Raw genomic sequence first — 19,069 nt, 5'->3', positions numbered from 1 at the left:
CCGACGGCTTCGATCCCTACAACCACCCGAAATACGATCCGGTGTGGAAGGTCTGCGAGGACCTGAACATGGCGATCCACTTCCATTCGGGGGCGGCCCCGCCGATGGCGCCGGTGCCGGGTGCGATCGGCTGCTTCCTGATGGAATTCCCGTTCTGGATGACGCGCTCGATGTGGCAGTTCATCTTCGGCGAGGTGCTGGAGCGCTTCCCCAAACTGAAGGTGATCTATACCGAAGGGTCCGAATTCTGGTTCAACTGGATGAACACGATGATGGACATCCGCGCCAGCGTGAAGCACACGTCCGGCAAGCTGGGCGACTTCCGGGCGAAGCTGACCATGAAGCCGTCGGAATATTTCGGGCGGAACATGTGGGTGGTGGCGTCCGCGCTGGCGGACCGGGACACGGCGGTCGCGTGCAAGGAGCTGGGCATGGACCGGGTGATCTGGGGTTCGGACTATCCGCATCCGGAAGGCTGCTGGCCGAAGACGGCGGAGAAGATGGAACTGTCCCTCGGCGGTCTGCCGGAGGCGGATCTGGAACAGATCTTCTGGAAGTCGGCGGCGGCGGTCTATGACCTCGACCTGCCGGCGCTCAACAAGATCGCCGAGAGGATCGGCCCCAAGAAGCAGTGGCTTACGGCGGCCCAGGCGGCCGAATAGGCAGCGCCATGTCGGGAACCATTCCCGGAGCACTCGCCGCGGCGGCGGCTCGCTGGCCCGACCGCCCCGCGATCGAGGAAGGTGGGGCCGTCTCGAGTTTTGCTGCACTCGAGACGGCCCGCCGGACCGCCGCGCGCGCCTTCATCGCCGCCGGTATCGAGAAGGGCGACAGGGTCGCGATCTGGGCGCCGAACATGGCCGAATGGGTCGTCGCCGCCGTCGGCCTGCAATCGGCCGGCGCCGTGCTCGTGCCGCTGAACACCCGCTTCAAGGGGCGGGAGGCGGCGCAGATCCTGCGCGCGTCCCGCGCCCGGATCCTCGTCACCGTGCGCGGTTTCCTCGGCTTCGACTATCCGGCCATGCTGGCGGGCGAGGATCTGCCGGACCTGGAACGCCTGGTGATCCTGAAGGGCGAGGCGGGCGACGATCTGTCGTTCGACGATTTCCTGGCGCTGGGCGGCCCCGTCGCCGAGGCCGCGGCCGCCGCGCGGCTGGCCGACATCGGGCCGGACGATCCGTCCGACATGCTCTTCACCTCGGGCACCACGGGCCTGCCCAAGGGCGTCGTTTCCGCCCATGGCCAGACGCTGCGCACGATCGAGACCTGGTCCAGCGTCGTCGGCCTGACGGAGCGGGACCGCTTCCTGATCGTCAATCCCTTCTTCCACTCCTTCGGTTACAAGGCCGGCTGGCTGGCCTGCATCCTGAAGGGCGCCTGCATCATGCCGGAAGCCGTGTTCGACGTGAAACGCCTGCTCGACCGGATCGAGCGGCAGCGCGTCACCGTGCTGCCGGGCGCGCCCACGGTCTATCAGTCGATCCTGGGCGAGGGCAGCCATGTCGAGCGCGACATTTCCTCCCTTCGCCTCGCGGTGACCGGGGCGGCCAGCGTGCCGGTCGATCTGATCCGGCGCATGTTCTCGGACCTGAAGTTCGACGTGGTGCTGACCGCCTACGGCCTGACGGAGGCGCCGGTGGTGACCATGTGCGCCGTCGACGACGATCCCGAGACCATCGCCAATCGCTGCGGCAAGCCCATTCCGGGGATCGAGGTGATCTGCGCCGGCGACGACGGCAAGCCCGTCGCACCGGGCGCCGAGGGCGAGGTTCTGGTGCGCGGCTTCAACGTCATGAAGGGTTACTTCGAAAACGAGGCGGCGACGCGGGAGGCGATCGACGGCGAAGGCTGGCTCCATACCGGCGATATCGGCGTGATGGACGAGCGCGGTTACCTGAAGATCACGGACCGCAAGAAGGACATGTTCATCGTCGGCGGCTTCAACTGCTATCCGGCGGAAATCGAGAACATCATCCTGTCCCGGCGCGACATCGCCCAGGCCGCCGTCATCGGCGTGCCGGACGATCGCATGGGCGAGGTCGCCAAGGCGATCCTGGTGCCGGCCAAGGGGGCCAAGATCGAAACGGATGAGTTCCTCGCCTGGTGCCGCGCCAACATGGCCAACTACAAGGCGCCGCGCCAGGTGGAAATCATGGAGAGCCTGCCGCTGAACGCCAGCGGCAAGGTGCAGAAATTCATGTTGCGTTGAGGCCCGGACCGACAGGAACCCGGGCCAGCGGGAGGGAAGAATGAACAAGGAAATGACCGTCAGGGACATGGTCGCCGAACTGAAGAGCGGCATGACCATCGGCATCGGCGGCTGGGGCGCGCGCCGGAAACCCATGGCGGTGGTCCGCGAGATTCTGCGCAGCGACGTCACCGATCTCACCGTGGTCTCCTACGGCGGGCCGGACATCGGCCTGCTGGCGGCGGCCGGCAAGCTGAAGAAACTGGTCTTCGGCTTCGTCTCGCTCGACTCTATCCCCCTCGACAATCACTTTCGCGCCGCCCGTCAGGCCGGCAGCTTCGAGACGCTCGAGATCGACGAGGGCATGCTGCAATGGGGGCTGCGCGCCGCCGCCATGCGCCTGCCCTTCCTGCCCACCCGCGCCGGCATCGGCACCGACGTCGAAGGGCTGAACGGCGAATTGCGCATGGTGAAATCGCCCTATGACGACGGCGAACTGCTGATCGCCATGCCGGCCCTGACGCTGGACGCCGCCTTCGTCCATGTGAATGCGGCGGACCGGGCCGGTAACGGCATCATCACGGCGCCCGATCCCTTCTTCGACGAATTGTTCTGCCGCGCCGCCGACAAGGCGTTCGTGACCACCGACCGGCTGGTCGCGACCGAGGACCTGGGCGGCATGCCGGGCATGCGCCATCATCTGGTCGAACGCTCCTGCGTCACCGGTGTCGCCCTGGTGCCCTTCGGCGCCCATCCGACCTCCTCCGGGCCGGACTATGGCTTCGATTTCAAGCACCTGCGCGATTACAACGGCGCCACCTTCGACGATTGGCGGGCCCAATTCGTCGACATCGCCGATCACGATGCCTATCTCGCCGCCGTCGGTGGCGCGGAAAAGCTCGCCACCCTGCCGCTGCCCGTGTTCTGAGGAGACAGGCGATGACCTATACACTCGCGGAACTCTGCATCACGGCGGCGGCGGAAGCCTGGCGCGACAACGGCGAAGTGCTCGCCTCCGGCATCGGCCTGATCCCGCGTCTCGCGGCGTCGCTGGCGAAAGAGACTTTCGCGCCGGAACTGATGATGACCGATGGCGAAGCCTATCTGGTCGAGGAACCGGTGCCGGTCGGCAAGCGCGGCGACTACAAGCCGAAGGTGGAGGGCTGGATGACCTATGCCCGCGTCTTCGACGTCGTCTATCGCGGCCACCGTCACGCCATGACCGGCCCCGTGCAGGTCGATCGCTTCGGCCAGCAGAACATCTCGGTGGTCGGCGATTACGCCAGGCCCAAGGCGGCGCTGCTCGGCGTGCGCGGCATCCCGGGCAACACCATCAATCACATCAATTCGATGTTCGTGCCGAACCATTCCACCCGGGTCTTCGTGCCCGGCGAGGTCGATATGGTCTCGGGCGTCGGCTACAACCCGGCGCGCATGGCCGATGGCCGCTCGGATCGTTTCCTGGACCTTCGCCTGATCGTGACCGATCTCGCCGTGCTCGATTTCGGTGGCAGGGATCATGCGATCCGCGTCCGCCATCTGCACCCCGGCATCACCTTCGATCAGGTCCAGGCCGCCACCGGTTTCCCGCTCGAGGGCAAGGACACGGCGGCCGTCACCCCGGCCCCGACGACGGAACAGCTTCGCCTGATCCGCGAGGTGCTGGACCCCCACAACGTCCGGGCCACGGTGTTCAAGGAAAACCCGCCCGGCGACCGGAGGGAAGCGGCATGACCGAGATCACCTACGAGACCGACGAGCCGGTCCATTACGAGGTCAAGGACGGGATCGCGACCATCACCATGGATCGCACCCGTTACAACAACGTCCAGAACAGCCAGATGACCTATGCGCTGGACGACGCCTTCCGCCGCGCGGTGGATGATGACGAGGTGAAGGTCATCGTGCTGGCGGGCGCCGGCAAGCATTTCTCGGCCGGCCACGACATCGGCACGCCGGGCCGCGACGTCGACAAGACCTTCGATGAGCGAAAGCACCTGTGGTGGGATCATGTCGGCCGGCCCGGCGGCGAGAAACTCTTCGTCCGGGAGCAGGAAGTCTATCTCGGCATGTGCCGGCGCTGGCGCGACCTGCCCAAGCCGACCATCGCCATGGTGCAGGGCGCCTGTGTCGCCGGCGGTCTCATGCTGGCCTGGGTGTGCGATCTGATCGTCGCGTCGGACGATGCCTTCTTCGCCGATCCGGTGGTGCGCATGGGCATTCCGGGCGTCGAATATTTCGCCCATGTCCACGAGCTGAACGCCCGCATCGCCAAGGAATTCCTCTTCCTCGGCGAGCGCATGCCGGCCGAGCGCGCCTATCAGATGGGCATGGTCAACCGGGTGGTGCCGCGCGACAAGCTGGCGGAGGAAACCTATGCCATCGCGACGCGCATCGCCGCCATGCCGCGCATGGGGCTGGCGCTGACCAAGCAGGTCGTCAACCATATCGAGGATCTGCAGGGCAAGCGCGCGGGCATGGACAATGCCTTCGGCTATCACCATTTCGCCCATGTCCACAACACGCTGGCCCAAGGCGACACGCTGGGCGGCTTCGACGGCAAGGCCATGGCCAAGTCGCAGAAGGCCGTCGAGGAGAAGAAGGCGGACGAAAAGAAAGTCGCGGAGGCGGGCGAATGACCCATCCGGCGCTCTCGACCCCGCTCACCGAAAGGCTCGGCTGCCGCTACCCGATCCTGCAGACCGCCATGGGCTGGGTCGCGACGCCGCAGCTGGTCGCGGCTACCTCGAACGCCGGGGCCTTCGGCTTCCTCGCCGGTGCGGTGATCCCGGCGGAGAAGATCGAGGAGGAAATCCTCAAGGTGAAGGCGCTGACCGACAAGCCCTTCGGCCTGAACCTGCATATGTTCCTGCCCGGCGCCGATCACATGCTCGACATGGCGATCAGGCACGGCGTCAGGGCGGTGTCCTATTCCCGTTCTCCCTCGGCGGCATTGGTTTCCAAGCTGAAGGATGCGGGCATCGTCTGCATTCCGACCGTGGGCGCGGTGAAACACGCCGTCGCGGCCGTGAAGATGGGCGCCGACATGGTGACCGTGCAGGGCGGCGAGGGTGGCGGCCATACCGGCAATGTGCCGACGTCGCTGCTGATCCCCCAGGTCCTCGATGCGGTGAAGGTGCCGGTGGTCGCGGCGGGTGGTTTCAAGGACGGCCGCGGCCTGGTCGCGGCGCTGGCTTACGGCGCCGCCGGTGTCGCCATGGGTACCCGCTTCCTGATGACCAGCGACAGCCCGGTGCCGCGCAGCACATTGGAACGTTACGTGACCTCCGATCTCACGCGGATCATCGTCTCCACCAAGGTCGATGGCGCGCCCATGCGCATGATCCTGAACGAGACCCTGGGCCGGCTGGAGAACACGGGGCTGATCGGGCGCTATTGGCTGGCGCTGAAATCGGGTCTGGCGTTCCGCCGCCACGCCGGCATCGGTTACGTCGAGATGATCAAATCGGCGCTGGCCAATGCCAGGGCGAACAAGCTGACCCTGGCCGAAACCCTGATGGCGGCCAATTCGCCCATGCTGATCCAGCGCTCCATGGTCGAGGGCCATCCGTCGGAAGGCGTGCTGCCGTCCGGTCAGGTTGCCGGCCTGATCCGAGACCTGTCGAGCGCCGCCGAAGTGATCGACGCCATCGTCAAGGAGGCGGAGGCCCGTCTCGACGCCCTGACAAATCCCGGAAGGCGCGACGGCGCCGCCGCAGCCGAGTGAGGCCCGCCATGGAATTCGCCTATACCGTCACCGACCGCATCGCCGAAGTGGTGATGAACCAGCCCCCCGTGAACGCCTTCAATTCGACCGGCTGGAACAATCTGGCCAGGACGATCACGGCGGCGGGCGAGGATCCGTCGGTCAATGTCGTCATCCTGCGGGCCGAGGGGCGGGGTTTCTGCGCCGGTGTCGACATCAAGGAACTGGCGGCAGACGGCAGCAAGATCGTCGCGGTGAACAAGGGCTGTTACGACAGTTTCGCCGCCGTCCATCGCTGCAAGGTGCCGGTGATCGCCGCGACCCATGGCTTCGTGCTGGGCGGCGGTATCGGCCTTGCGGGTGCTGCCGATATCATCATCGCCTCGGACGACAGCTATTTCGGCCTGCCCGAGATCGATCGCGGCGCCATGGGCGGTGCTTCCCACTTCCTGCGCATGCTGCCGCTGCAGAAGGTGCGGGCCCTGTTCTATACGGGCGAGAGCATCAAGGCCGACGAGATGGCCAGATGGGGCGCCATCGAACGTGTCGTGCCGCGCGCCGAGTTGGTCGATGCCGCGCGCGCCATGGCGGCCAAGATCGCGGGCAAGAGCGGCAAGGCGCTGCGCCTCGCCAAGGAAGCCCTGAACGGGATCGAGCCCGTCGACATCGAGCGCAACTACCGCTTCGAGCAGGGCTTCACCCTGGAACTTTATACGTCTCCCGACAGCCAGGAAGCGCGCGACGCCTTCGTCGAGAAGCGCGACGCCAAGTTCGGGTGAGGCGATGGATCTCCGTTATACCGACAAGCAGAACGCCTTCCGGGCCGAGGTACGCGCCTGGATGCAGGCCAACGTGCCGACGACGGCCCTGAAGTCCTATGACACCGCCGAGGGTTTCGAGGAACACCGGCAGTGGGAGCGGGTGCTGAACAGCGGCCGCTTCGGCATGGTCACCTGGCCCGAAGCCTTGGGCGGGCGCGGCGCCGACCTCATCGAATGGCTGATCTTCGAGGAGGAATACTACCGCGCGGGTGCCCCCGGAAGGGTGAACCAGAACGGTATCTTCCTGCTGGGACCGACCCTGATGGAATATGGCACGCCGGAACAGAAGGCGCGCTTCCTGCCGCGCATGGCGGCGGGCGACGACATCTGGGCGCAAGGCTGGTCCGAGCCGGGCGCCGGCTCCGACATGGCGGCGATCCGCACCAAGGCGATCCTCGACGGCGATCACTACGTGATCAACGGCCAGAAGACCTGGTCCACCCGCGCCGTCTTCGCCGATTGGTGCTTCGGCCTGTTCCGCACCGACCCCGAGAGCAGCCGCCACCACGGCATGAGCTTCATCCTGGTGCCGCTCGATACGCCCGGCATCACGCGCCGGCCGATCCCGCAGCTGGATGGGGAGCCGGGTTTCGCGGAACTCTTCTTCGACGACGTCCGCGTGCCGGTCGAGAACCGCCTGGGCGGCGAGGGCCAGGGCTGGCACATCGCCATGGCGACGGCCGGTTTCGAGCGCGGGCTGATGCTGCGCAGTCCCGCCCGTTTCCAGGAAACGGCGCGGCGCCTCGTCGATCTCTATCGCCGGAACGAGTCCCATGTCGCGCCCGGCGTGCGCGATCAGGTGCTGAAGGCCTGGATGGATGCGGAAGCCTATTGCCTGAACACCTATATGACCGCCAGCCGCCTGATCGCGGGCGGCAAGATCGGTCAGGAGGCGAGCCTCAACAAGATTTTCTGGTCGGAACTCGACCGTGCCATGCATGAGACCGCGTTGTCGATCCTGGGGGCGCGGGGCGAACTGATGGCCAGCGGCATCCCCGAGGCAGGCGAGATCGCGCGCTGGCTGAAGGGCTTCATGTTCTCGCTGGCCGGGCCGATCTATGCGGGCGCCAACGAGATCCAGCGCAACATCATCGCCGAGCGGCTGCTGCAACTGCCGCGTTGACGGTGCTTTGGCGTCGAAAGTTCCCGGCCTTCGCCGGGACGACGAGCAAGAAATAAGGCGTCATCCCGGCGAAGGCCGGGATCTTGTTGGCGTAGGGCGCTGCGCCGGGGAGGACCGATGAATTTCGCCTTTACCGAGGACCAGCTTCTGTTCCGTGACACGGTACGCGATTTCCTGGCCGCCGAATGCGCGCCGGCCCAGGTGCGCGAGGCGGCGGCGGGCGACGGGCGTTCGCCGGCGCGTTTCGACAAGCTGGTGGAAATGGGCCTGACCGGCCTGACCGTGCCGGAGGCCCAGGGCGGGCTGGGCCTGGGTCTGGTCGACTATGTCCTTATCGCCGAGGAAGCGGGGCGTGCCGCCCTGCCCGAACTCCTGGTCGATCAGATCGGCATCGCCGTGCCGCTGCTGTCCCGCTTCGCCGACCGGCCCGAGGTGGCGTCGGTGCTGGAAGCCGTCGCCACGGGGGCGGCCAAGGTGGCGATCGGCCATCCGATGGATCCCTTCGTCGCCGACGCGGCGGGAGCCGACTGGCTGATCCTCGGCAAGGGCGATGCGGTGCATCTGGTGCCGGCGGCGAGCGTCGCCCTGACGGCCGAGACCAGCGTCGATCCGCTGCGCCGAATCGCCGGAGTCGAATGGCTGGCCGGCAACGATACGGTCCTGTCGGATGCGCCCGGGCTCTGGGACGAAATCCTCGATCTCGGCGCGATCGCCATGGCGGCCCAGGGCCTGGGCCTCGCGCAGGCCATGGTCGATCTGGCGGCGGAATATGCCCGCACACGCCAGCAGTTCGGGAAGCCCATCGGCTCGTTCCAGGCCGTGAAGCATCATCTGGCGACGGTTCAGGTGGCGATCGAATTCGCCCGCGCCCCGGTCTACAAGGCCGCCTTTACGCAGCGTCCGCGCGATGTTTCCCACGCCCGCATCGCCGTCATCGACGCGGCGGCCATGGCGGCGCGGACCGCGATCCAGGTCTTCGGCGCCATGGGCTATACCTATGAGGTCGACCTGCATTTCTTCATGAAGCGGGCCTGGGCACTGGCCGGTGTCTGGGGTGACCGGCACTACCACCTCGATCGGATGGCGCGAATGGTCCTTTCGGACGATGCGGCCATCGGTGCCGATGCCACATTTGCCGACAATTAAGTCTGTACCGAGGAAACCCGTCCCATGGCCGAAGCCTATATCATCGATGCCGTTCGCACCCCCGTCGGGCGGCGCAACGGCAGCCTGTCGAAGGTGCATCCGGCCGACATCGGCGCCCATGCCATCAAGGCCCTGATGGACCGGAGCGGGGTCGATCCGGCGGCGGTGGACGACGTGGTCTTCGGTTGCGTCGACGCCCTCGGCCCCCAGGCCGGCGACATCGCGCGCACCTGCTGGCTGGCCGCCGGCCTGCCGGAGGAGATCCCGGGCACCACGGTCGACCGTCAGTGCGGCTCGTCGCAGCAGGCGGTGCATTTCGCGGCCCAGGGCGTCATGTCCGGCACCCAGGATCTGGTGGTCGCCGGCGGCGTCCAGAACATGAGCCAGATCCCCATCGCCTATGCCATGGTCGCGGCCGAGCCGCTGGGCTTCACCGATCCGTTCTCCGGCTCCGAGGGCTGGGTGGCGCGCTACGGCACGCAGGAAGTCTCCCAGTTCCGCGCCGCCGAGATGATCGCCGAGAAATGGCAATGCACCCGCGAGGAGATGGAGCAATTCGCCCTCCGCTCCCATCAGCGCGCCGTTGCCGCCATCACCAGCGGCAAGTTCGACAAGGAGATCGCCCCCTTCGGCGATTTCGCCCGGGACGAGACGGCGCGCGCCGACACCAGCCTCGAGAAGATGGCGACCCTGAAGACGCTGCGCGAGGGCGGGCGCATGCATGCCGGCGTCTCGTCGCAGATTTCGGACGGTTCGGCCGCCATCCTGATCGCCTCGGAACAGGCGGTGAAGGATCATGGCCTGACGCCGCGCGCGCGCATCCACCACCTGTCGGTGCGCGGCGCCGATCCGGTGTGGATGCTGACCGCGCCGATCCCGGCCACCGCCTACGCCCTGAAGAAGGCGGGCATGACGATCGGGGATATCGACACGGTCGAGATCAACGAAGCCTTCGCCTCGGTCGTCATGGCCTGGCTGAAGGAGACGGGCGCGGACGACGCCAAGGTCAATCCGAACGGCGGTGCCATCGCCCTCGGCCATCCGCTGGGCGCCACCGGCGCCCGCCTGATGACCACCATGCTGCACGAACTGGAGCGCACGGGCGGCCGCTATGGCTTGCAGACCATGTGCGAGGGCGGCGGCCAGGCCAATGTCACCATCATCGAGCGTCTGTGAGGCCGGCCCGATGATCTGCGAGAACCGTATCGTCGCCGTCACCGGCGGGGCCCGGGGCCTCGGCCGTGAATATGTCCTCGAATTCGCGCGCCAGGGCGCCAGGGTCGTGATCAACGATCTCGGCGTCTCGCGCGACGGGCATGGCGGCGGGTCCGAGGCGGCCGACGCACTGGTGGCCGAAATCAAGGCGATGGGCGGCGAGGCGGTGGCCAATTACGCCGATGTCGCCGATTGGGAAGGCTCGGGTTCCATCGTCAAGACCGCGCTCGATGCCTTCGGCGGTCTCGACGTCATCGTGAACAACGCCGGCTTCCTGCGCGACCGCATGTTCGCCAACGCGACGGTCGATGAATGGGATGCGGTGATGCGCGTCCATCTGCGCGGCCATTTCTGCGTCGGCAATCACGCCGTCCGCTATTGGCGCGATCAGAGCAAGGCGGGCGCCAAGGTCGATGCCCGCATCATCAACACCTCGTCCGGCGCCGGCCTTCAGGGCAGCATCGGGCAGGCGGCCTATTCGGCGGCCAAGGGCGGCATCGCCTCGCTCACCCTGGTGCAGGCGGCGGAATTGCGGCGTTACGGCATCACCGCCAATGCGCTGGCGCCCGCGGCCCGCACGCGCATGACCGAGGAAGCCTTCGGCGACGCCATGAAGGCGCCCGAAAGCGGCTTCGACGCCAATGATCCCGCCAATGTGGCGCCCCTGGTGGCCTGGCTCGGCTCCGCGCAGTCGGCCCATGTCACGGGCCGCGTGTTCGAGGTTTCGGGCGGTCGCATCTGCCTGGCCGACGGCTGGCGCGACGGTCCCGAAGTGGACAAGGGCGCGCGCTGGGACCCGGCGGAGGTCGGTCCGGCGGTCGACGATCTGCTCGGCCGCGCCGCGCCGGTGAAGAAGGTCTGGGGCTCGTGAGCCTTTCCGTCCATATCCCCCGTCATCCCGGCGCAGGCCGGGATCTCGTGGGGTTTATGCGCGGTGTCCTTCCGTCGAAAGATCCCGGCCTGCGCCGGGACGACGAGAGGGGAAGGGGAGCGGCGCGATGAATTTCGCCTTCACCGAGGACCAGATCCTGATCCGCGACAGCGCGCGCGGCTGGCTGGGCGATTTCGCGCCGGCGAGCCATGTCCGTCAGGTGATGGCGACGGCGGAAGGCTATGACCGCGCGCTCTGGGCCGAGGTCGCGGCCATGGGCTGGACCGGGCTGATCGTGCCGGAGGATCTGGGCGGTTCCGGCCTCGGCTTCGTCGAGCTTGCGATCCTCTGCGAGGAAATGGGCCGCCGGCTCTATCCCTCTCCCTTCGAGGCGACGGTGGTGCTGGCCGCCAATGCCCTGCTGGCGGTGGGCACCGATCGCATTCTCGACCGGATCGCCACCGGCGAGATCACGGCGACGCTGGGGGCGGCGAATGCCACCGGCAAGGTCACGGCGGTGAGGAACGGGGACGCCTATCACCTGGACGGTGTGCTGCGCCATGTGCCGGACGGCGCGCGCGCCGACCTGATCCTGGTGGCGGCGGAACTGGACGGGCGGACGGCCCTGTTCGCCGTCGACGGTGCCGCGCCCGGCCTCACGCGGGAGGGGCTGGCCTCCATGGACCAGACCCGTCGCCCGGCGGAATTGCGCTTCGAGGCGGCGATCCTGCCCGCGAGCTCACTGGTTTCGGCCGACGCCGGCACGGCTCTCGCCACCGCGCTCGACAGGGCGGCGGCTATGACGGCGGCCCATGCGGTGGGGGCGGCCGAACAATGCCTGGAAATGACGGTCGAATACACCAAAGGCCGGGTCCAGTTCGGGCGCCCGGTCGCCGGTTTCCAGGCGGTGAAGCATCAATGCGCCGATATGGCGCTGGCGGTCGAAACCGCGCGCTCCGCCGCCTATTGGGCCGCCTGCGTGGCCGACGACATGGGCCACAATGGCGACGGTACGGAACTGGCGCTGGCGGCTTCCGGTGCCAAGGCGTGGTGCTCGCGCGCCTATTTCGACTGTGCGGCGACGGCGATCCAATTGCATGGCGGCGTCGGCTTCACCTGGGAATACGACGTCCACCTTTATTTCAAGAATGCCCGTGCGATCGAAGCCGTGCTCGGCGATCCTGCCAGCCACCGCGAGCGCGTGGCCGGGTTGATCGGCCTCGACGAATTGGCGGAGGCGGCGCAATGAAACTCTCCTTCTCCGCCGAGGACGAAGCCTTCCGCGCCGAGATCGCCGCCTGGATGCGCGACAATCTGACGGGCGAATTCGCCAAGCTGAAGAACCGGGGCGGGCCGGGCGACGAACATGCCTTCTTCGAGGAACGGCGCGCCTTCGAACGTCACATGGGCAAGGCCGGCTGGACCGGCGTCGGCTGGCCGAAGGCGGTCGGCGGGCGCGGCGCGCCGCTGTCCCATCAGGTCATCTTCTTCGAGGAATATGCCCGTGCCGGCGGTCCCGGCCGCGTCGGTCATATCGGGGAGGGCCTGGCCGGCCCGACCATCATCGCCTTCGGGACCGAGGACCAGAAGCGCCGCTTCCTGCCCGGCATCCTGTCGGGCGACGATCTCTGGTGTCAGGGCTATTCGGAGCCCAATGCCGGCTCCGACCTCGCCAATGTCAGGACCAAGGCGCGCCTCGTCGGCGATCGCTGGGTGATCGACGGGCAGAAGGTCTGGACCTCGCTGGCCCATGTCTCGGACTGGTGCTTCGTCATCGCGCGGACGGAGGAGGGGACGAGCGGCCACAAGGGCCTGTCCTATCTCCTGGTGCCGATGAACCAGAAGGGCATCACGGTCCGCCCGATCCAGCAGATGACGGGCACGTCCGAATTCAACGAAGTCTTCTTCGACGGTGCCGAGACGGCGGCGGAGAATATCGTCGGCCAGCCCGGCGAAGGCTGGAAGGTCGCCATGGGCACGCTGGCCTTCGAGCGCGGCGCCTCCACCCTTGGCCAGCAGATGGCCTTCCGCAACCAGTTGGACGAGATCATCGCCATCGCCAAGGCGAACGGTCGGGCCCGCGACCCCATGATCCGTCAGCGTCTGGCCGATGCCTGGATCGGCCTGCAGATCATGCGCGCCAATGCGCTGCGCATGCTGTCGAAGGCCGAAGGGCCGGAACTGCCGCGCGAAGCCTATGTCTCCAAACTCTATTGGGCGACCTGGCATCGCGATCTCGGCAAGCTGGCCATGGACGTCCTGGGGCCGGAGGCGGAAATCGCGCCCGGCAGCCCCGGCACCTACGACCTGACGCCCTTGCAGCAATTGTTCCTCTTCACACGGTCCGACACGATCTATGCCGGGACCAACGAGATCCAGCGCAACATCATCGCGGAACGTGCCCTGGGCATGCCCCGCGAAGCGCGCGCCTGAAGGTTCGACCCATGCCCGCACCCACGCCCGCCTATCCCCCGGCCCACAATCTCCTCGCTGGCAAGACCGTGCTGATCACCGCCGCGGCCGGCACCGGTATCGGCTTCGCGACGGCGAAACGCGCGACCGAGGAAGGCGCCACCGTCATGATCTCCGACATCCACGAACGCCGCCTGGGCGAGGCGGCGGCGCGGATCGAGGCGGAGACGGGCAGGAAGCCCCTGACCCATCTGTGCAATGTGACCAGGCAGGCGGATGTGGACGGGCTGGCGGCGGCGGCGATCGCCGGCCTCGGCCATGTCGACGTCCTCGTCAACAATGCCGGCCTCGGCGGCTCCGCCCCCCTGGTCGAGATGACGGACGAGCAGTGGAACGTGGTTCTCGATGTAACCCTGACCGGTACGTTCCGCATGATGCGCGCCATGCTGCCGCACATGATGGCGCAAAAGGGCGGCATCATCGTCAACAACGCCTCCGTGCTCGGCTGGCGGGCGCAGAAGCTGCAGGCCCATTACGCGGCGGCGAAGGCCGGCGTCATGGCGCTGACACGCTGCGCTGCGGTAGAAGCGGCGGAGCATAATATTCGCATCAATGCGGTTTCACCCAGTTTGGCGATGCATGAATTCCTGAATCGGGTGACCAGCGACGAATTGCTGGCCCAGTTGACGTCGCGTGAAGCTTATGGTCGCGCGGCGGAGACATGGGAAATTGCGAACGTTATTATCTTTCTGGCCAGCGAATACGCCACTTACATGACGGGCGAAGTGGTGTCGGTTTCCAGTCAGCGTGCTTGACTTAGTCCGTCAAACGTCATAACCCCAAGCGTCCTTAGTGGAGGAGAGACCCATGACCGATCTGGCGAAAATCACCGAAGAAATGAAGGCCCGCGTGGGCGAGAATTCCGGCCTCGGCGCGTCCGTGAAGTTCGACTTCAAGGGCGACGGCATCGTCTATGTCGACGGCAAGTCCGTCCCGAACGAAGTCTCGAACGAAGACAAGCCGGCCGACTGCACCATCAAGATCTCGAAGGACGACTTCGTCGCCCTCGGCGATGGCAAGCTGAACCCGACCACCGCCTTCATGATGGGCAAGATCAAGGTCGAGGGCAACATGGGCGTTGCCATGAAGCTGCAGACGATCTTCAAGTAATCGTCCGCGCTTTTTCCGCGCTTTGAAGGGGCCGATCCGGGCGACCGGGTCGGCCCTTTCTTTGTCTCGCGCCCTGGACGTCCATTTGAGGGGTGCGGGGCGCGATCGTCCTCTGCTATCAGGATGGCGGGAGGATGGCGCATGACACCATGGGACGGCGTGCATGAATTCGTGCAGGTTGTCGAGATAGGCTCGTTCACCCGGGCGGCGGAAAGCCTGGGGGTGTCGAAATCCTTCATCTCGAAACAGGTCACCGACCTCGAGAACCGCATGGGCGTGCGCCTGTTGCAGCGCACAACGCGTCAGGTCTCACTGACGCCCGAGGGCGAGGTCTTCTACCGTCACTGCAAGGAAATGGCCGACGCCTTCGAGCGGGCGCAGTCGACCGTCTCGGAAATGCAGGAAAAGCCCACGGGCCTCTTGCGCATCGCCCTCAACAATACCTATGGCGTCGAATTCATGGCGACGGCGGTCGCCGAATTCGCCTCGACCTACGACAAGCTGACGGTGGAGGTGGTGACCTCCTCGACCGACAGCGATCTGGTGGGCGATGCCAACGACGTCATCATCCGCTATGGCCAGCAGGAGGACTCGAGCCTCTATGCCCGCCAGATCGGCCATCAGTCGTTCTGCCTGTGCGCGACGCCCGCCTATTTCCGGAAGCACGGCAAGCCGAAGAATCTGGCCGACCTGAAGGAACACAATTGCCTGACCAACCGCAGCGGCTATTGGCAGTTCAATTCGGCGGGCGGCACCATGAAGGTGAAGGCGAACGGGACGTGGCGCTGCGACGACGGCTCCGGCATCCTGGCGGCCGCACGCTGTGGCCTCGGGCTTGCGCAATTGCCCGTCGTCTTCATCCGGCGTGAATTGCGGACAGGCCAGCTCGTCGCGCTGGAAGACGAATGGAGCTTCTTCGACCGCGACGTCTGGGTCGTCTATGGCCACAAGCAGAACCTCTCCCTGAAGGTCCAGCTTCTGCTCAATTTCCTCGGCCAGCGCTTCATGCGCGCCCAGCAGCGCCCGGAACGGCTCGACATGATCTCCGACTGGGAAGAGCCGGAGGACTGAGGCGCCACCCCCCCCCCCTCACCCCCAACCCCTCTCCCCGAGTGGGGCGAGGGGCTTTACGCGCTCTCCCTCGCCCCGCTTGCGGGGAGAGGGCCGGGGTGAGGGGTGGGCGCCCATCCAATCACCGTCGTCCCGGCACAGGCCGGGATCTTGTGACGAGAAGGCGTATTTGCCTGGGGAAGGTCCCGGCCTTCGCCGGGACGACAGGCACTCAGATCAATGCGCCTCGGCCCAGCTACGGCCGGTGCCGGCTTCGACGTCCAGCGGGACGGAGAAGTCGATGGCGGGCAGGGCGGCCTTGCGCATGACCTCGGTCACCACGGGGGCGGTCGCCTCGACCTCTGCTTCGGGTACTTCGAAGATCAGTTCGTCGTGCACCTGCAGCAGCATCCTGGCCGACAGCCCGGCGGCCGCCAGCGCGCCGGGCATGCGGATCATGGCGCGTCGCATGATGTCGGCGGCCGAACCCTGGATCGGGGCATTGATCGCCGCGCGCTCCATGAAGGCGCGGCGCGCCGCGCTCTTGTCGTTGATGCCGGGGACATGGCATTTCCGCCCGAAGACGGTGGTGACATAGCCCTGTTCGTGCGCCCGCGCCTTCATCGCGTCCATATAGGCGCGGATGCCGGGGAAGCGTTCGAAATAGCGCTTGATATAGGCGCTGGCCTCGCCCTGGGGAATGCCAAGCTGATTGGCCAGGCCGAAGGCGGAAATGCCATAGATGATGCCGAAGTTGATCGCCTTGGCGCGGCGCCGGACCATGGGGTCCATGCCCTCGACCGGCAGGCCGAAAACCTCGGCCGCGGTCATGGCGTGAATGTCGATCCCCTTGGCGAAGGCATCCTTCAGCGTGTCGATCTCGGCGATATGGGCCAGCAGGCGCAATTCGATCTGGCTGTAGTCCGCCGACATCAGGACATGGCCGGGCTTGGCCACGAAGGCGCGGCGGATCTTCCGTCCCTCCTCGGTCCGGACCGGGATGTTCTGCAGGTTCGGATCGGTCGACGACAGCCGCCCGGTCGATGTCGAGGCCAGCGCATAGGAGGTATGGACGCGCCCGGTCGTCGGGTTGATCTGGGCCTGGAGCGCATCCGTATAGGTCGACTTCAGCTTGGCCAATTGCCGCCAGTCCAGGATCTTCCGGGGCAGGTCGTGGCCCTGGGCCGCCAGATCCTCGAGAACGTCGGCGCCGGTACCCCAGGCGCCGGTCTTCATGCGCTTGCCGCCCGGCAGGCTCATCTCGTCGAACAGGATCTCGCCCAATTGCTTGGGGCTACCCAGATTGAAGGGATGGCCGGCCAGCGCATGGGCCTCCGCTTCCATCTCGGTCATGCGGGTGGCGAAATCGGCCGACAGGCGGGCGAGTTCGGTGCGGTCCACCAGCACGCCTTCCGCCTCCATGGCGATCAGCACCTCGGGCAGGGGGCGTTCCAGGGTTTCATAGACCGTGGCCACGCGCTCGCGGAACAGGCGGGGTTTCAGCACGTTGTAGAGGCGAAGGGTGACATCGGCATCCTCCGCCGCGTAACGGGTGGCGTCCGCCACCGCCACTTCGTCGAAGCCGATGCGGTCCTTGCCGGTCCCGGTGACGGCATCATATTTGATCGTCTCGAGCCCCAGGTGCAGGCGCGCCAATTCGTCCATGCCATGGCCATGGGCGCCGCCTTCGAGGGCATAGGAGATCAGCATGGTGTCGTCGATGGGCGCGATGGCGAGCCCATATTTCCGCAGCACCAGCATGTCGTACTTCAGGTTCTGTCCGACCTTCAGCACGTCGTCAGCCGCCAGCAGCGGCTTCAGGAGTTCGAGGGCACGATCGAAGGGGATCTGCGCGATCACATCGCCATCGAGCGCAAGACCGCCGCGCGGGCGATGGCGCAGGGGCACATAGGCGGCATGGCCCGGCTCGATCGCCAGGGAGAAACCGACCAGTTCCGCCTGCATGGCATCCAGCGACGTGGTCTCGGTGTCGAAGGCGACGATGCCGGCGGCCTTCGCTCGCGCGATCCAGGCCGCCAGCGCGGTTTCCTCGGTCACCGTCTCGTAGCGCGCCTCGCCCGCCTCGCCCTTCGGCGCGGGGGCGGGTGCTGCCTTGGCGGCGACGGCGTCTTCGGCACGCGCCGCGGTACCGGCAAGCGGCGCCGCGACCCGATTGCCCAGCTTGTTCTTCAGGCTGCGGAAGCCGTTCTCTTCCAGGAAGGGCAGCAGCAGGGCGCCGTCGATCGCGCGGACCTTCAGGGCGTCGAAATCCTGGTCGACGGGCACATCGGCGCGCAGCCTCACCAATTCGCGGCTGACGCGGGCGAGATCGGCATGGGTGGTCAGATTCTCGCGCCGCTTCGGCTGTTTGATCTCATCCGCGCGGGCCAGCAGCGTGTCGAGATCGCCGTAAGTATTGATCAGTTCGGCGGCGGTCTTCTGGCCGATGCCGGGCACACCCGGGACATTGTCGACCGAATCGCCCATCAGGGCCTGGACGTCGACCACCTTCTCCGGCGGCACGCCGAATTTCTCCATCACCTCGTCGGGGCCGATGCGGCGGATCTTCACCGGATCCATCATGTCGACCGGGCCGCCGACCAATTGCATCAGATCCTTGTCGGACGAGACGATGGTGCAGCGCGCGCCCCGGTGCCGGGCCGCGGCGGCCAATGTGGCGATGACGTCGTCGGCCTCGAAACCCTCGAGTTCCAGGGCGGCGACGTTGAAAGCCTTGGTCGCTTCGCGGATCAGGGCGAATTGCGGCACCAGATCCTCGGGCGCCGGCGGGCGGTGGGCCTTGTAGTCGGGATAAATGTCGTTGCGAAAGGTGGTGCGCCCGGCATCGAAGACGACGGCCAGATGGGTCGGCCGGTCGCCGTCATCGAGATCGGCCAGGAAGCGCGCCAGAATGTTGGAAAAGCCGAGGACGGCATTGACCGGCGTGCCGTCCGGCCGGGTCAGTGGCGGCAGCGCGTGATAGGCCCGGAAGATATAGCCCGAACCGTCGACGAGATAGAGATGCTCCTCGCCCGCCGTGCCGTCCTTGGCGTCAGGGGCCCCGGTTTCAGTGGCCATGGCCGCCGTGGGCATCACCCTCGAGGACATAGTGCCGGCCGCAATAGGGGCAATCGATCGCGCCCTTGCCTTCCATGTTCAGATAGACCCGCGGATGCCCCAGGGCACCGCCGCCGCCGTCGCAGGCGACGATCGGGGAATCGACGACCACCGTCTCGACGGGCATGGGGTTCAGGCTCTTGGTCTTCGACGCTTCGATCGCCATGGTTTCCGGTCTCCAGTCACGCGGGCGGATATTAGCCTAGCCTAATGCCCTGTCCACCACCGGGAAATCCCATTTCGCACCCTT

The 19,069-nt window shown here is 66.7% G+C and carries 18 protein-coding genes; 16 read left to right on the top strand and 2 right to left on the bottom strand.

What is annotated here, in order from left to right; genetic code table 11:
• The 16 genes from L2U69_RS13585 to L2U69_RS13510 form a co-directional block, all read left to right on the top strand.
• A partial coding sequence (locus L2U69_RS13585; protein ID WP_236107650.1) for an amidohydrolase family protein occupies window positions 1–662 on the top strand: 662 nt, incomplete at its 5' end.
• An 8-nt stretch (window positions 663–670) separates the two neighbouring features.
• Window positions 671–2,209: a FadD3 family acyl-CoA ligase gene (locus tag L2U69_RS13580; RefSeq protein ID WP_236107649.1), complete on the top strand. Its 1,539-nt coding sequence runs from the start codon at window positions 671–673 to the stop codon at window positions 2,207–2,209.
• A 40-nt stretch (window positions 2,210–2,249) separates the two neighbouring features.
• Window positions 2,250–3,116, top strand: coding sequence for a CoA transferase subunit A (locus L2U69_RS13575; RefSeq protein WP_236107648.1), 867 nt, complete (start codon window positions 2,250–2,252; stop codon window positions 3,114–3,116).
• An 11-nt stretch (window positions 3,117–3,127) separates the two neighbouring features.
• Window positions 3,128–3,922, top strand: a complete 795-nt coding sequence (locus tag L2U69_RS13570) for a CoA-transferase subunit beta (RefSeq protein ID WP_236107647.1) — start codon at window positions 3,128–3,130, stop codon at window positions 3,920–3,922.
• Window positions 3,919–4,827 (top strand): enoyl-CoA hydratase, encoded by a 909-nt coding sequence (locus L2U69_RS13565; protein ID WP_236107646.1) that lies wholly within the window; start codon window positions 3,919–3,921, stop codon window positions 4,825–4,827. Before L2U69_RS13570 ends, L2U69_RS13565 begins: the two co-directional genes overlap by 4 nt.
• Window positions 4,824–5,915 carry an NAD(P)H-dependent flavin oxidoreductase gene (locus L2U69_RS13560; RefSeq protein WP_236107645.1) on the top strand — a complete coding sequence of 364 codons (1,092 nt, stop codon included), beginning with the start codon at window positions 4,824–4,826 and terminating at the stop codon, window positions 5,913–5,915. The genes L2U69_RS13565 and L2U69_RS13560 overlap by 4 nt, the downstream gene beginning before the upstream one ends.
• A gap of 8 nt (window positions 5,916–5,923) precedes the next feature.
• Window positions 5,924–6,673, top strand: a complete 750-nt coding sequence (locus tag L2U69_RS13555) for an enoyl-CoA hydratase family protein (protein WP_236107644.1) — start codon at window positions 5,924–5,926, stop codon at window positions 6,671–6,673.
• A 4-nt stretch (window positions 6,674–6,677) separates the two neighbouring features.
• Window positions 6,678–7,838, top strand: a complete 1,161-nt coding sequence (locus tag L2U69_RS13550; RefSeq protein WP_236107643.1) for an acyl-CoA dehydrogenase family protein — start codon at window positions 6,678–6,680, stop codon at window positions 7,836–7,838.
• A gap of 117 nt (window positions 7,839–7,955) precedes the next feature.
• Entirely contained in the window at window positions 7,956–8,984 is a 1,029-nt protein-coding gene (locus L2U69_RS13545; protein ID WP_236107642.1) for an acyl-CoA dehydrogenase family protein, read from the top strand.
• Window positions 8,985–9,008: 24 nt separating this feature from the next.
• Complete coding sequence (locus tag L2U69_RS13540; RefSeq protein ID WP_236107641.1) at window positions 9,009–10,160, top strand: acetyl-CoA C-acetyltransferase; 1,152 nt, start codon at window positions 9,009–9,011, stop codon at window positions 10,158–10,160.
• A 10-nt stretch (window positions 10,161–10,170) separates the two neighbouring features.
• Window positions 10,171–11,070, top strand: coding sequence for an SDR family oxidoreductase (locus tag L2U69_RS13535; protein ID WP_236107640.1), 900 nt, complete (start codon window positions 10,171–10,173; stop codon window positions 11,068–11,070).
• A gap of 127 nt (window positions 11,071–11,197) precedes the next feature.
• On the top strand, window positions 11,198–12,319 hold the full coding sequence (locus tag L2U69_RS13530; RefSeq protein ID WP_236107639.1) for an acyl-CoA dehydrogenase family protein: 1,122 nt from the start codon (window positions 11,198–11,200) through the stop codon (window positions 12,317–12,319).
• The gene (locus tag L2U69_RS13525; protein ID WP_236107638.1) at window positions 12,316–13,503 is read left to right on the top strand and encodes an acyl-CoA dehydrogenase family protein; all 1,188 of its coding nucleotides are present in this window, start codon (window positions 12,316–12,318) and stop codon (window positions 13,501–13,503) included. Before L2U69_RS13530 ends, L2U69_RS13525 begins: the two co-directional genes overlap by 4 nt.
• Before the next feature lie 11 nt (window positions 13,504–13,514).
• Entirely contained in the window at window positions 13,515–14,297 is a 783-nt protein-coding gene (locus L2U69_RS13520; RefSeq protein ID WP_236107637.1) for an SDR family oxidoreductase, read from the top strand.
• Between the two features lie 52 nt (window positions 14,298–14,349).
• A complete protein-coding gene (locus L2U69_RS13515) occupies window positions 14,350–14,652 on the top strand; it encodes an SCP2 sterol-binding domain-containing protein (RefSeq protein ID WP_236107636.1) in 303 nt (100 codons plus the stop codon).
• A gap of 141 nt (window positions 14,653–14,793) precedes the next feature.
• Window positions 14,794–15,723 carry a LysR family transcriptional regulator gene (locus L2U69_RS13510; RefSeq protein ID WP_236107635.1) on the top strand — a complete coding sequence of 310 codons (930 nt, stop codon included), beginning with the start codon at window positions 14,794–14,796 and terminating at the stop codon, window positions 15,721–15,723.
• Between the two features lie 216 nt (window positions 15,724–15,939).
• Here L2U69_RS13510 and polA read toward each other — a convergent pair whose 3' ends face one another.
• Window positions 15,940–18,780: a DNA polymerase I gene (gene polA / locus L2U69_RS13505; RefSeq protein WP_236107634.1), complete on the bottom strand. Its 2,841-nt coding sequence runs from the start codon at window positions 18,778–18,780 to the stop codon at window positions 15,940–15,942.
• The gene (locus L2U69_RS13500) at window positions 18,770–18,985 is read right to left on the bottom strand and encodes a zinc-finger domain-containing protein (RefSeq protein ID WP_236107633.1); all 216 of its coding nucleotides are present in this window, start codon (window positions 18,983–18,985) and stop codon (window positions 18,770–18,772) included. The genes polA and L2U69_RS13500 overlap by 11 nt, the downstream gene beginning before the upstream one ends.
• Window positions 18,986–19,069: the final 84 nt, after the last annotated feature.

Origin of the sequence: Zavarzinia marina (genome assembly GCF_021568905.1) — a bacterium.
GTDB lineage: Bacteria > Pseudomonadota > Alphaproteobacteria > Zavarziniales > Zavarziniaceae > Zavarzinia > Zavarzinia marina.
This window is presented reverse-complemented; position numbering and strand designations above follow the sequence as displayed.